Origin of the sequence: Pseudomonas sp. LH1G9 (assembly GCF_002949975.1) — a bacterium.
In the GTDB taxonomy this organism is placed as follows: domain Bacteria; phylum Pseudomonadota; class Gammaproteobacteria; order Pseudomonadales; family Pseudomonadaceae; genus Aquipseudomonas; species Aquipseudomonas veronii.
Genome location: NZ_CP026880.1, coordinates 2,988,784 through 3,002,340 on the forward strand (window position 1 = coordinate 2,988,784; position 13,557 = coordinate 3,002,340).

Consider the following 13,557-nt stretch of genomic DNA (forward strand, 5'->3'; position numbering starts at 1 on the left):
ATTGGGTCCAAACAGTGACCCCTCGATAGCGATGCATTCTATGCAGGGGAACACTTCAGGAAAATTCGTATTTTTCTCGCGTATACTTCGGTTTTAACGAAGTGTAGTCCGGCATGCTCAATTACCGACAATTGCATTACTTCTGGGTGGTGGCCAAGACCGGCAGCATCGTGCGCGCCTGTGAGCAACTGAACCTCACACCCCAGACCATCAGCGGGCAGATCAGTCTGCTCGAGCAAACCTTCGGTATCGCCCTGTTTCAGCGGGTCGGCCGTCAGTTGGAGCTGACCGAAGCCGGGCGCCAGGCGTTGCCCTATGCCGAGCAGATGTTCCAGACCGGCAACGAGTTGGAGGCGATGTTGCGCGCCCAGCCGAATGAGCAGCAGATTCTGTTTCGCGTCGGGGTGGCGGATGTGGTGCCCAAATCCATCGTCTACCGGCTGATCGCGCCGACCATGGAGCTCAGCGAGCCGATCCGCATCACCTGCCGCGAAGACAAACTCGAACGCCTGCTCGCCGACCTGGCGATCCAGCGCCTCGACCTGGTGATTTCCGACAGCCCCATGCCCACGCATCTGGACATCAAAGGCTACAGCCAGAAGTTGGGCGAATGCGGCATCAGTTTTTTCGCTACCCAAGCATTGGCTGACCGACACCGCGGCGTTTTCCCACAGTGTTTACAGGGCGCGCCGCTATTGATTCCGGGGGCAGAGACCGTGGTGCGCAGCCGCTTGCTGCGCTGGTTTGCCGAGCAACAGATCCAACCGAAGATCATCGGCGAGTTCGACGACAGTGCCTTGATGCAGGCATTCGGCCAATCCGGCAGCGGGATCTTTATCGCCCCCAGCGTGATCGCCGATGAGGTGGTGCGCCAGTACGGCGTCGCGCTGATTGGCCAGACCGAGGCGGTGACCGAATCGTTCTATGCGATTTCGGTGGAACGCAAGGTCAAGCACCCCGGCATCGTGGCGATTACCGAAGGCGCCAGGCGAGAACTGTTCACCGCCCTGCCCTGAGGGTTCAAGCGCCAGTCGGCAGCGGTTTGGCGCTCATCAGCCACAGCGCCAGCAGCATCGACACCAGGATGAACCCGGACGCGGCCAGGCCCAGGCTGGCCAGGCCGAGGGTGTCGATCACATGCCCACCGACCAAGGCGCCGAGACCGATACCGAGGTTTCCACCGGCAATATTCAGCGACGCGGCAAACGCCGGCGCATGCGGCGCAGCCTTCATCAGCCGCACATGGCTGACCAGGAACATCGCCGCCTGGGTCACGCCCCACACGGCCATCGCCGCCGCCAGGCCGATGGTGGAGTGAATCGCCGGCACCAACGCGACCATGCCGCCGATCATGAACCCGCAGAACACCATCGACGCAATCAAGGGGTGGCGATCCACCGCGCGGCCGCCCAGGGAGTTGCCGATCAACCCGACTGCGCCAAAGCCCATCAGGCACCAGCCGACCAGCGTGCCGTCGAAGCCGGCCAGGCGCTCAAGGATGTCGGCCAGGTAGGTGTAGGCGGTGAACATGCCGCTGAAGACCAGGATCGACAGCAGGATATGCCCCTGCATCAACGGGCTGCGCAACAGCTTGAATTGCGAGCGCAACGTCACCTGCGCGTTCTTCGCCTGTGTCACCGGCAGGTAGACAAACAGCAGCAGCGCCTTGGCCAAGGCAATCACCGCGAGGACCGCAAACGCGCTGCGCCAGCCGAACATATCGGAAATCAACGTGCCCACCGGAATGCCGAAGACGGTGGCGCAGACGATCCCGAAGCCGATCTTCTCGATGGCGCGACCGGCGTATGCCGGGCCGACGATGTCCACCGCCGTTTCACTGGCCAGCGCCCAGAACACCGGCAAGCCCAACGCCGGAATCAAGCGCGCCAGGGACATCACCCAGATATTCGGCGCCAGCGCCGCCACGCCATTGGCCACGGCGAACATGATCAAAATCGTGATGAACAGGCGCTTGCGCTGGAACCGCGCGCAGTAGGCCGTGAGAAACGGGCCGAACGCCGCCACGGTGAACGCAAACAGCGTCACCAGCAGGCCGGCCTGGGACACGCTGACATTCAGGTCCCGGGCAATCGACGGCAACAGGCCGACGATAATGAATTCTGTGGTCAGCACGGTAAAACCGGCGGCCGACAGCAGCAGGATGGGAAACAGCATGAAAACTCCAGAAACGACGACATCAACGAAAGCCCGGAGGCCCGCTGACGAAGAAGAAAGATGAGAGACGGCGATATTAACAGGATCTGTGCGAATTGGCCGCAAATGGGTGACGGAATGCCGCATCAACAGGGACATTTCCTACAGCATGATAGACTCCGCGCCCGCTTCCTACAGCGCGCTCCACCTGCAATGCTGCGTCCTACTAAAAAAACCAGAGACAACCGTTTATGACTGCTGCCCCTTCCCTTTTCCAACGACTCACGCGCGCCAGCCTGGTCACGCAAATCGTCATCGGCCTGATCGCCGGCATTCTGCTCGCCTTCGTGTCGCCCGACGCCGCCAGGGCCACCGGTTTCATTGGCAAAGTGTTTGTCACCGCGCTGAAGGCCGTGGCGCCGATCCTGGTGTTCGTGCTGGTGATGGCGTCGATCGCCAACCACAAACACGGCCAGGAAACCCACATCAAGCCGATCCTGTTCCTCTACCTGCTGGGCACCTTCGCGGCCGCCGTGGTTGCAGTGATCGCCAGCACGCTGTTTCCCTCGCCGCTGGTGCTCGCCACCCACGACGCCACCGTGAGCGCCCCCGGCGGCATCGGCGAGGTGTTGCAGAGCCTGTTGCTGAGCGTGGTGGACAACCCGGTGAGCGCGCTGATGAACGCCAACTTTATCGGCATTCTGGCCTGGGCCATCGGCATGGGCATCGCGATTCGCCATGCCGGCGAAACCACTCGCACGGTGCTCGATGACCTGTCCAACGGCGTGACCTTGATCGTGCGCGTGGTGATCCGCTTCGCGCCCCTGGGGATTTTCGGCCTGGTGGCCTCGACCCTGGCCACCTCCGGCTTCGGCGCCCTGCTCGGTTACGCCCACCTGTTGGTGGTGCTGATCGGCTGCATGCTGTTCGTGGCGCTGGTGGTCAACCCGGCCATCGTATTCTGGAAACTGCGCCGCAACCCCTACCCGCTGGTATTGCTGTGCCTGCGCGAAAGCGGCATCACGGCATTCTTCACCCGCAGTTCGGCAGCGAACATTCCGGTGAACCTGGCGTTGAGCAAACGCCTGGGCCTGCATGAAGACACCTACTCGGTGTCGATCCCGCTGGGCGCCACCATCAACATGGCGGGGGCGGCGATCACCATCACCGTGTTGACCCTGGCCGCCGTACACACCCTGGGCATCGTCGTAGACCTGCCCACCGCCGTGCTGCTCAGCGTAGTCGCCGCCATTTGCGCGTGCGGTGCGTCGGGCGTGGCCGGCGGTTCGCTGCTGCTGATCCCGCTGGCGTGCAGCCTGTTCGGCATCTCCAGCGATATCGCCATGCAGGTGGTGGCCGTAGGTTTCATCATCGGTGTGTTGCAGGACTCGGCGGAAACCGCGCTCAACTCGTCCACCGATGTGCTGTTTACTGCGGCGGCGTGCCTGGGCAAGGAAGAGCAGCCTACTTAAACAAATGTCTAGTCCTGAAATAGGTTTACACCTATTTCAGTCTCAAAACGCCCGGTGCACCGCATCGGGCGTTTTGTATTTCAGGGAGAAATGCGGTCGCTCCCCGTTGTAGATCCGCACCGACTCATCCACCATCTTTACTGCGTCTGCCAAGTCTTTGGGGCGATGTAGCAAAAATTCAGTTTTCAAAATCCCGTTTATCCTCTCGGCCATCGCGTTCTGATAACAATCATAACCGTCGGTCATTGAGCACCTGATCCCGTGCTTGATGTGCATCCGCTGGTATAAGTCGGAGCAGTATTGGGCGCCGCGGTCTGAGTGATGGACAAGCGGCTCCTTGGAGCTTCGCTGGCTAACCGCTTTCTGCAGCGCTTTGATCACCGATTCCGTATGCAGGCTTTCATGCACATGATGACCTACGATCTTGCGTGAGTACGCGTCCGTTATCAGGCTGACGTAGGCGACACTTTCCCGCGTTGGTAGATAGGTAATGTCTGCGACCCAAACCTGTTCGGGCCTGCTGGCTACGACTTGTTCCGGACCTGCTTTGAGCAGGTTTGGATGGCGGCGAAAACGATGATGGCTATGAGTGGTTTTATGGTAGGCCCGCTTGCGTGGAACGAGCGCTCGCGCCTCTCTCAAGATGGCAAACAGGCGGTCTCTGCCGACACTTAATGCCGCTCCAGCCTCAATGCTCATCAGGTAATGCAGCTTGCGCGTTCCTAGCCTGGGTTGGCGTCGACGCTTTTCCAGAACAAAGTCCACCACTTCCTGGTCCTGGCGGACTCGGGCATCAAAAACTCGATTGCGTTTGTAATACGCTTGACGCGAAATACCCATGAACAGGCAAGCCCTGGTAATGCTCAGGTCTTGGATTTGCCCTTGCGAGAGGACTTGCCGGGTCGCTTTTTTACAATGGAAACACCGTAGTCATTTTTCAAGACATTCACGACAGCCTCAAAGAACTGGGCTTTCTGATTGCTCAGTGCCAGTTGCTCTTCAAGCTCTTTGATCCGCTGTTCGGGTGTTAGCGGGAGGTTGGGGTCGGTCATTGGCTTGCTCCGCGGCGCTCGAATTGATGCGCCTTGGCTCCAGTCCTGTCGGCCATGCTTGCGTAACCAAACCAGTACCGTGGACCGGCCCTGAATGCCAAAGCGCCGTTGAGCCTCTTTATAACTTAACTCGCCTTTTTCGACTTGGTCTACGACCGATAATTTAAAAGCTAACGTGTAGTCGCGCTGGCTGCGCCTTTTGCCCGTATCCATTGAATCCTCCTGAAGATAGGTCAGAAGGCGTAAACCTTATTCAGGACGGGACAAAATGACAAAAAACGCCCGTGGCCGTTCCCTGCAGAACGACCTCGGGCTTTTTTGAAATGCATCACTGTAACGGCCGGGCCTCACCCTCTCGAAACGAAGTCAGGTGCTCAGCCAGGTTACATCGCCGGTATTCGTAGCAACTTCATCAGCGGTGCAGATGAGCAATCCCTGGCTCGCACGCACTACAAACATTATGTAACACTGCCAGCATGAGCCTCGGTCGATAAGGATTGTTCACCGCCATGCCTGGACAGCATCCACTGATTCAAAAACTGTACGAATTCGTTTACGCAGAGCAGGCTGCCAACCTGCAAAAACTGGGTGATATATGGGAACGTGCCTTGCAGGACAAGCTGTTGCAAGGGTGGACACAGGGCTTTATTCGCCTTGAACGCAGCGAAAATCCCAAACAACTGTGGGCCCACCTAGACGACAACGAATCGCGCTTTCGCACAGGTGACCTGCTGCGGTTGCACCTTGGCGATGCCCGGGGGCAAGTATTGTGTCAGGGCATGAAGTTCGAAAAGGAAGAGGATGACCGCTGGCTGCTCAGCTCAGATCGGGCAATGTTTGTCTGGGATGACTATCAGGAAGGTCACTGCTACGCCGACCCGGATGGCATTGATCTGACCCCTAGGTACATTCAAGCCCTACAAGACATAGAAAATGACTCACTGGGCAACAACGCAATTTTGCCACTGCTCGGCAATACGCCGGACATTAGCTTCAATGACGCTGACGTTGAATACGGCGAGCAAACTGCGCTCGAAGAAGGTTGTAACGAGAAACAGGCGTATGCCGTGGGCCTTGCCTTGGGCGCGGAACAGATTGCCTGCATTCAAGGCCCACCGGGTACCGGAAAGACCCGAGCGCTGGCCCTGATCGCTCAACTGCTGGTAGCACGCGGCGAACACGTGCTCATCACTTCACATACGCATATGGCAATCAACAACGCCCTTAGTAAGATCGCTGCGCGCAATGTGCCGACCCTCAAGGTTGGCGGCCGCCGGGAAGACCTCGACAAGAGCGTGGATTGGGAAGCCGAACCAGCCAATTGGGAGCATATGCCTGACGCAGGCCAAGGCTATGTGATTGGCGCAACACCCTTTGCGACTTGCAGCTCATTGGCCAATTACAGTTTCGACACCATCATCTTCGACGAAGCCAGCCAGATCACCCTGCCTCTCGCCTTGATGGCAATGCGCAAGGGCAAACGATTCATTTTCATCGGTGACCAAAAACAACTACCTCCTGTGCTGCTTTCATGCTCGATTCTGTCCAAGGAGTCCATGTCGGTGTTCGCGCGCCTGACAGCCCAAGACGCCGATCACACGGTGATGCTGGAAGAAACCTACCGAATGAATCGCTGGCTGACAGAGTGGCCCAGTCAGATGTACTACAGCGGACAATTACAGTCTGCGGGGCATAACAAAAACCGACGGCTGATGGTCGGTCATCAGAAGGCCGTCAGCGAAGCGCTCAATCCGCAAGCCTGTGCAGTTTTCATCGCTACGCAAGACGTAAAGGCCAGGAACCGAAACCCGACGGACGCAAAGTACGTCGTCCAGTTGTGCAAAGAAGCGCACGAACTGGGACTACCACTGCACGAAATCGGTATTGTCACACCCTATCGTGCTCAAGGTCGCGCGATCCGCCAGGCACTCGCGAAACAGTTCGGTCGTGATGCCGCCAATACAGTCGTGGCCGATACCGTCGAGCGCATGCAAGGTCAGGAGCGCGAGTTGGTCATTCTGTCGCTGGCCAGTGGCGACGAGGCCTTTATCAGCGCAATAGGGGAGTTTTTCTTCCAGCCCGAACGCCTGAACGTTTCCATCACTCGTGCGATGACCAAGTTGATAATCATCGGCCCGGAACTGACTCGCGGGATTGCCTGCTCCAACGATGTCGTACAGGTCTGGGCCGAGCAATACCGCCAGTTGATCAGCCAATGCCATAAAGTCGAGTTTGCGCGATGACCCTGTTCATACCTGAATGGCAGCGCAGCAGTGGCTCACGATTGCAATGCAAGCGCGTACTCAAGAAGCTTGAGGGTGATTACGTCGTACGCCAATGCATTACGCAGGGCATCTGGTCGCCAGACTTCTTCCTGCAACGCGATGAGCTTGAGTGGCTGGCGCTGATGGTATGCGAGCTGCAGTTCGACACGCTAGATCCGAGTCAGTTGTTTATAACCGCAGAGCAAACAGCATTCAGCCAGATGTTGGAGAAGCTGTCGACATTCGAGTCACTGACGGATATCCCTGCCATGCGCAAGCTGGTAGTGATGTGGGGCTGCGACTCGGATCAGTGTAAAGCTTTGTGGTCGAGGCATTGCGAAGGCCGTGGCATATGGTTGATGTCAAAGAAGACATTCATTGACTCCGGCGCGGAGCAACTGCCCAAACTGCTTAAAGGCCTATCTACGGACGCCAGACAGACCATCATGGGCCATTACTTCCCAGAGGCGGAAATAGCCGGAATCCGTACTACGCGCCGTCAGTTCGTCCGCGACAATAGTGCCCGGACGCAACGCTACTTTCTGGACGTTCAGCAGGAGTGGGCCAGCAAGCTTGATCTGGAGCTACCGGATGAGCAGACAGAAATGGCAGGTGACTTTTCTGTAAGGCTGGTCAATGGTGTAGCGGGCAGTGGCAAAACGCTCATCGCTGCCAACCGCGCCCTTATCCTGGCCAGGAAGTTTCCTGACCAACGGGTGCTTATGCTGATCCACAACGTCCCAGTAGTGAAAGATCTCAAGCACCGCCTGCAACGCGTATATGGGGAAATACCGGCCAACCTCACCATCATCACAGCGCTGAGCTGGATCTCAAAGCAATGGAGGACGCTGTTCAAAGAAACCCCGAAAATGCCCAGCTACAACAAAGAAACCCTGGATCTTATCCAGCACTTTCGGAACATAGAATACCCTGACCTGAAGCCGGGTAACGAGCAACTGCTCGACGAATTCAATTTTATAAACGACACAGTGATCATCAACGAGGTTGATTACTTCAAGGTCGAACGCGCTGGCCAGGGCTTTGCGTTGCGAAAAGAGGAACGACAGCAGGTCTGGGCACTTTACGAGCGCGTAACCACCGCTCTGCTGAAACAATCCGGCCTGCGCTTGTGGAGCTCCCTGTCCCGTGATCTATGCCTGGCCAATTGCCACGACACGCTAGACGTCTATCAGCACATTCTGGTGGACGAGGCCCAGTTCTTCGCACCTTCTTGGTTCCAATTGATCAAACTCACTCTGGAAAAAACCGAGGGGACGTTGTTTCTATGTGCCGATCCGAATCAGGGCTTTCTGAAAAATCGCCTCAGTTGGAAACGCGTCGGCCTTGATGTGGCAGGTAAGACTAAAAAACTGCGCAAATCGTATCGCACAACCCAGGCAATCCTGAGCGCGGCCAATCAGATGCTGGCAGGAATCACCCAAACCGATCCGGACGATTATCTGCAACCGGACTTCGAAGGAATGGCAACGGGCACGCCGCCGCTGTTTGTTTTGTCGCACTCCCCACAGGATGCGATCGCACAGACCTGCAATGAAATTGCTGCTCACCAGAAAAGCGCTGAATGGTCTTTGTCGGGTATGTTGTTGCTGTACGGCAAAGGGATCGACAAGGCGCTATTGGTTAAAACGCTGAAGACGCGTTTTGGTGTAGACCGAATCTGGGACATGAACGATAAGCGCGCGGCGCCCGGTCATGATGAAAGTCTGCGGATCGCCACGGTAGAAAGCGCGACCGGACTGGAAGCTAATGCCGTGTTTCTGGTCGGGCTGGAAAAGCTGCTGCGAAACACTGTGCAAAGCCACAGCGTTACCGAAAGCGAGCTTGAGCAAAACGCTCGCAAGCTCTACATGGCAATGACTCGCGCAGGCCAACGCCTGGTGCTGATCTCGTCAACACCGCTTCCGGAGAAAATCGCCGGGCTGTTTGAACACACATGAGATATCACCCTCAAAACACCCAGGGTCATTGTTTAAACAATGACCCTGGAGGCTCAAGCGCTTAGAAAGCGCCCATGTAATCACGCTTGCCCACTTCCACACCGTTGTGACGCAACAGCGCGTAGGCGGTGGTGACGTGGAAGAAGAACTGCGGCAGGCCGTAGGTCAGCAGGTAGGACTGGCCGCTGAAGCGCTTCTCTTTCGGCGTGCCTGGGCGAGTGATGATCTCGATGCCTTCTTTGCCGTCGATTTGCTCGGGCTTGATGCTGTCCATAAACGCCAAGACCTTGGCGATCAGCGCTTGCAGGTCGGCGAAGGTCACCTCGTTGTCTTCATATTTCGGCACTTCGATCTCGGCCAGGCGCGCGGAAACGCCCTTGGCGAAGTCGACGGCGATCTGCACCTGGCGCACCAGTTGGAACATGTCCGGGAACAGGCGCGCTTGCAGCAAGGCGTTGGGTTCGATGTTCTTCGCGGTGGCGTGGGCTTCGGCTTTGTCCAGCACACCGCTCAGGGCGGTGAGCATTTGCTTGAAGACTGGGACGGAAGCGGCGTACAGGGAAATAGTCATGACAGTCTCATCGGTAAGGGCTGGGTTGGAACCAGCAGCGATTATAGCCATGCCGGCCGCTTGTCTTTTATTTTTTCAGGATTAGGCTAGTGCGTTCACTGCATAGGGAAAGCGCGATGACCGCTGAGCACGATACCGACACCCCTGAGCCGCGCCTGAACAGCACGGAAATCCGCATCCTGGGCTGCCTGATCGAAAAACAGGCGACCAACCCGGAAACCTACCCCCTGACCCTCAACGCGCTGGTGCTGGCGTGCAACCAGAAGACCAGCCGCGAGCCGGTGATGAACCTCAGTCAAGGCCAGGTCGGCCAAAGCCTGCGCGTGCTGGAAGGCCAGGGTTTCACCCGCCTGGTCATGGGCAGCCGCGCCGACCGCTGGGAACACCGGGTCGACAAGGCGCTGGAATTGGTGCCGGCCCAGGTGATCCTGACCGGGCTGCTGTTTCTGCGTGGGCCGCAGACGGTCAACGAACTGCTGACCCGCAGCGGGCGCATGCATGACTTCGAAGACGCCGACCAGGTCGTACACCAGTTGGAACGCCTGATTGCGCGGGGGCTGGCCGTGCTGGTGCCGCGCCAGGCGGGGCAACGCGAGGATCGCTATACCCACGCGCTGGGCGACCCGGCGGATATCGAGGCGATTATCGCGGCGCGCGGCAACCCGGTGGAACGCGGGGCCGGCGGGGTCTCAGTCGAGCGCATCGAAGAGCTGGAAGCGCGGATTGCCGCGCTCGAAGAACGGCTGGCACAGCTGGAACAGGCCTGACACGCTCAACCCCCTGTAGGAGCCGGCTTGCCTGCTCCTACAGTTGATTGGCCGCGCTGTTCAGCCTCGCGCAAACGCGACGGCGTTTTCGAACTGCTCCTGGGTCGGCCGCACCCCGGTGTACAACACAAACTGCTCCAGCGCCTGGATCGCGATCACTTCCAGCCCGGTGATCACGCGCTTGCCTTGGGCACGTGCGCGCACGATCAACGGTGTTTCCGCCGGGATCGCCACCACATCGAACACAGTCTGCGCCTGGTCCACCGCGTCAGCCTCGAAAGCCAACTGATCGGCCTCGGCCCCGCCGGTCATGCCGATCGGCGTGACGTTGATCAACATCTGCGGGCGCAGATCGCCCAATTGCGCCTGCCATTGATAACCCAGGCTCTGCGCCAGCGCCCTGCCCGCCGCTTCGTTACGCGCCACGATCACGCCATTGGCATACCCGCCGTCGCGCAGGGCACTGGCCACGGCTTTGGCCATGCCGCCGCTGCCGCGCAGGGCAAAGGTCGAATCTGTCGGCACTGCATGCTTTTTCAACAGTTGCGCGATGGCGATGTAGTCGGTGTTGTAGGCCTTGAGATGGCCGGCCGTGTTGACGATGGTGTTCAGGGACGCGATGGCTTTGACCGAACTGTCCAGTTCGTCCACCAGGGCAATACTGGCCTCCTTGAACGGCATCGACACCCCGCAACCGCGAATCCCCAACGCCCGGATACCGCCGATCGCGCCGGCTAAATCCTGGCTGCTGAAGGCTTTATAGTAGAAATTCAGACCCAGTTGTTCATACAAATGGTTATGAAATCGCAGGCCGAAATTCCCGGGACGCGCCGACAGTGACATGCACAGTTGGGTATCCTTGTTGGGGTGCATCTGCATGGGTAACTCCTTGAAGTAAGCAAATCGGTACAGACCTTACACAACCTTTACCAATCGGCCGTGCTGTTTTTCAGAAATACGTTGTCTTAAAAGTATCCCGCGACATTACTTGAGCCAATTGATTGCAGGCCACAAGCGCAGGGGCTAACCGAGGAATGACCATGATTCGTAAAATCCCCAAGATCGCCTTGCTTATCGGTACACTCGCTATGGCAGGCCAAGCCTCCGCCCACGGTGGTGGATGGGGTGGTCCGGCCGTCTTGGGTGCGTTAGTCGGCGCCGCCGTCGTAGGCTCCGTGGTTGCCAGCCAACCCCGTGAAGTCTATGTGCAGCAGCCGGTGTATGTGCAACCGCAACCGGTTTACGCCGCACCGCCGCCTGTGTACTACGCACCACCGCCGCCGGTGTATGTGCAACAACAGGTCTATTACCGCCCGGCACCGGTGTATTACGGGCCACCGCGTGGCTATTACGGCCACCCCCACGGCTACTATGGCCGCGGTTGGTAAGCTTGAACCGATCTGCCTGAACCGGCCTCGCCCACCCGCGGGGCCTTTTTTTGCATGGCGTTTTATTGCACATCGTGCGGATTGATCGTACCAAGGTCGTTATAAGGACAATGGCCGAGTCGTAATCCCACATCATCGAAGCCGAAAGTCTACTTGCCCGACCGGGTCTCGCGCTGTCATGTTTGTGTCACGACTCACTTTCACTATCCCACCTCTGAACCCGATAACAACAAGGACGGCTGACCATGCCCACGCAAAACCCACACCACGTAGCCGGACTCTGTACGTCCAGCAAGGTCTACAGCGCACTGACCGAACTCAAGCACCTGGAAGGCCACCGCAGCGCAAAATTCCTCGCGCTGCTGACCGAAAGCCTGGTGCGCAAAGGCCTGCTCAATGAGCAAGAAGTGGTACACATGCTCGATCAAGTGGTGGAGTGACGCCTGGCGTTGATGTCGACTATCAAGCCGGGTGATTTTTCCTCGACGCTGGCACCCCGTAAGGTGACCCTCATAGCGATTGGAGGTCCATATGCCCACTATTCAGATCATGTCCGTCATCGGCAGCGCCGTTCCTGCCCCCCTGCGCAAGCTGGGTGTACTCGCCTGCTGGTACCTGATGCACGATGGCGAACCCGTCAGCGGCCCGCTCACCTCGTTATCGGCTGCCGAGCAACAAGCGGCAACCTTCAGGCTGCGCGCCTGATGCCTAGGGCAACGGCAACTTGAGCCGCGGCTTGCTTTCGACAAACAACGCCCAGCTGGACATGAACAACGCCGCCACCAGCGGCCCGATCACAAAGCCGTTGAGGCCGAACACCGACAAGCCGCCCAGGGTCGAGATCAGAATCAGGTAGTCCGGCATCTTGGTGTCCTTGCCCACCAGAATCGGGCGCAGCACGTTATCCACCAGGCCGATGACGAACACACCAAACAGGCTCAGCACCACGCCTTGCCAGATCGCCCCGCTCAGCAGGAAGTACGCCGCCACCGGCCCCCACACGATCCCCGCGCCCACCGCCGGCAGCAGCGACAAAAACGCCATCAGCACCGCCCAGAGCAACGCGCTGGGAATGTCCAGAAACCAGAAGATCAAACCGCCCAACGCCCCTTGGGTCACGGCAACCAGCACGTTGCCCTTGACCGTGGCGCGCACCACGCGGTTGAACTTGAGTTGCAGGCGGCGCTTTTGCGGCTCGGCCAGCGGCACCGCCGTGCGGACTTTTCGCACCAGCTCCGGGCCGTCACGCAGCAGGAAAAACAGCAGATATAGCATGATGAAAAAACTCACCAGGAAATCGAACGTGCCCTGGCCAAAGCTGAACGCCTGACTGGCGAAGAACTGGCTGCCCTGCATCGCACTCTTGACGATTTTCTCGCGCAGACTTTCCAGGTTGCCCATGCCGAAGCGATCCAGAAGGTGCTGAAAATAAGGTGGCAGGAAGTTCTTGAACTGTTCGATATACCCGGCCACGTCCAGCTTGCCGCTTTCGACATTTTTATACAGCGTGGCCCCCTCCTGCACCAGCAAGGCGCTGGTGATGATCACCGGCAGAATCGCAATCACCAGGCACACCGTCAGGGTGGCCAGGGAGGTCAGGTTGCGGTTCCAGCCTGATTTCACCTGCAGGCGCCGCTGCATCGGGGCAAAGATGATGCCCAGGATGACCGCCCAGAACACCGCGCCGTAAAACGGCAGCAATATCCAGATAAAGGCAACGGTCACCAGGGCCAGCAGTAACAGCAGAGTCTTGAATTGCAGGTTGGTTTGATTCATGTCCGATCCAGGTCAAAAAGCCGGGCGCGCGCTTGCGTCCACGTGCTTAGTCCGTCGCAAATCCCGGGAGTGCCTTTTTTGTTGCAGCAAGCGTAGACCTGGATCAATAAATCCCTGCACGCGTTCGGCTACGCTCGCGGCCTTTTGGGCCCCAC

General features: G+C 58.4%; 13 protein-coding genes. 8 read left to right on the forward strand and 5 right to left on the reverse strand.

The features are described from left to right. Positions 1-113: 113 nt before the first annotated feature. Complete coding sequence (nhaR, locus tag C5F70_RS13680; RefSeq protein ID WP_017847030.1) at positions 114-1,016, forward strand: transcriptional activator NhaR; 903 nt, start codon at positions 114-116, stop codon at positions 1,014-1,016. A 4-nt stretch (positions 1,017-1,020) separates the two neighbouring features. On the opposite strand, the gene C5F70_RS13685 is transcribed toward nhaR, so the two are convergent. Continuing rightward, the gene (locus tag C5F70_RS13685; RefSeq protein WP_046483161.1) at positions 1,021-2,175 is read right to left on the reverse strand and encodes an MFS transporter; all 1,155 of its coding nucleotides are present in this window, start codon (positions 2,173-2,175) and stop codon (positions 1,021-1,023) included. A 230-nt stretch (positions 2,176-2,405) separates the two neighbouring features. Here C5F70_RS13685 and sstT point away from each other — a divergent pair, with 230 nt between their 5' ends. Continuing rightward, positions 2,406-3,626, forward strand: coding sequence for a serine/threonine transporter SstT (gene sstT, locus C5F70_RS13690; protein WP_104903542.1), 1,221 nt, complete (start codon positions 2,406-2,408; stop codon positions 3,624-3,626). Positions 3,627-3,668: 42 nt separating this feature from the next. Here sstT and C5F70_RS13695 read toward each other — a convergent pair. Continuing rightward, positions 3,669-4,891, reverse strand: a protein-coding gene (locus C5F70_RS13695) for an IS3 family transposase (protein ID WP_165933345.1) whose coding sequence is annotated in 2 segments (ribosomal slippage) — positions 3,669-4,540 and positions 4,540-4,891 — 1,224 coding nt in all. Because the reading frame shifts where the segments join, the coding sequence is not laid out codon by codon here. 296 nt (positions 4,892-5,187) lie between these two features. Between C5F70_RS13695 and C5F70_RS13700 the strand changes: the two genes are divergently transcribed. Together C5F70_RS13700 and C5F70_RS13705 are read left to right on the forward strand one after the other, a co-directional pair. Continuing rightward, on the forward strand, positions 5,188-6,921 hold the full coding sequence (locus tag C5F70_RS13700; protein WP_104903543.1) for a DEAD/DEAH box helicase: 1,734 nt from the start codon (positions 5,188-5,190) through the stop codon (positions 6,919-6,921). Continuing rightward, positions 6,918-8,900 (forward strand): 3'-5' exonuclease, encoded by a 1,983-nt coding sequence (locus C5F70_RS13705; protein WP_017847026.1) that lies wholly within the window; start codon positions 6,918-6,920, stop codon positions 8,898-8,900. Before C5F70_RS13700 ends, C5F70_RS13705 begins: the two co-directional genes overlap by 4 nt. A gap of 61 nt (positions 8,901-8,961) precedes the next feature. Here C5F70_RS13705 and C5F70_RS13710 read toward each other — a convergent pair whose 3' ends face one another. Beyond that, positions 8,962-9,471, reverse strand: coding sequence for a DUF1993 family protein (locus C5F70_RS13710; protein WP_017847025.1), 510 nt, complete (start codon positions 9,469-9,471; stop codon positions 8,962-8,964). 116 nt (positions 9,472-9,587) lie between these two features. Between C5F70_RS13710 and C5F70_RS13715 the strand changes: the two genes are divergently transcribed. Continuing rightward, on the forward strand, positions 9,588-10,238 hold the full coding sequence (locus C5F70_RS13715; protein ID WP_017847024.1) for a YceH family protein: 651 nt from the start codon (positions 9,588-9,590) through the stop codon (positions 10,236-10,238). 60 nt (positions 10,239-10,298) lie between these two features. On the opposite strand, the gene C5F70_RS13720 is transcribed toward C5F70_RS13715, so the two are convergent. Beyond that, entirely contained in the window at positions 10,299-11,117 is an 819-nt protein-coding gene (locus tag C5F70_RS13720) for a shikimate 5-dehydrogenase (RefSeq protein WP_017847023.1), read from the reverse strand. A gap of 155 nt (positions 11,118-11,272) precedes the next feature. Between C5F70_RS13720 and C5F70_RS13725 the strand changes: the two genes are divergently transcribed. The 3 genes from C5F70_RS13725 (at position 11,273) to C5F70_RS30815 (ending at position 12,331) form a co-directional block, all read left to right on the forward strand. Continuing rightward, a complete protein-coding gene (locus C5F70_RS13725) occupies positions 11,273-11,626 on the forward strand; it encodes a hypothetical protein (protein ID WP_104903544.1) in 354 nt (117 codons plus the stop codon). 245 nt (positions 11,627-11,871) lie between these two features. Beyond that, a complete protein-coding gene (locus C5F70_RS13730) occupies positions 11,872-12,066 on the forward strand; it encodes a hypothetical protein (protein WP_017847021.1) in 195 nt (64 codons plus the stop codon). 91 nt (positions 12,067-12,157) lie between these two features. Next, positions 12,158-12,331, forward strand: a complete 174-nt coding sequence (locus tag C5F70_RS30815) for a hypothetical protein (protein WP_017847020.1) — start codon at positions 12,158-12,160, stop codon at positions 12,329-12,331. Between the two features lie 3 nt (positions 12,332-12,334). On the opposite strand, the gene C5F70_RS13735 is transcribed toward C5F70_RS30815, so the two are convergent. Further along, a complete protein-coding gene (locus C5F70_RS13735) occupies positions 12,335-13,402 on the reverse strand; it encodes an AI-2E family transporter (RefSeq protein WP_017847019.1) in 1,068 nt (355 codons plus the stop codon). Positions 13,403-13,557: the final 155 nt, after the last annotated feature.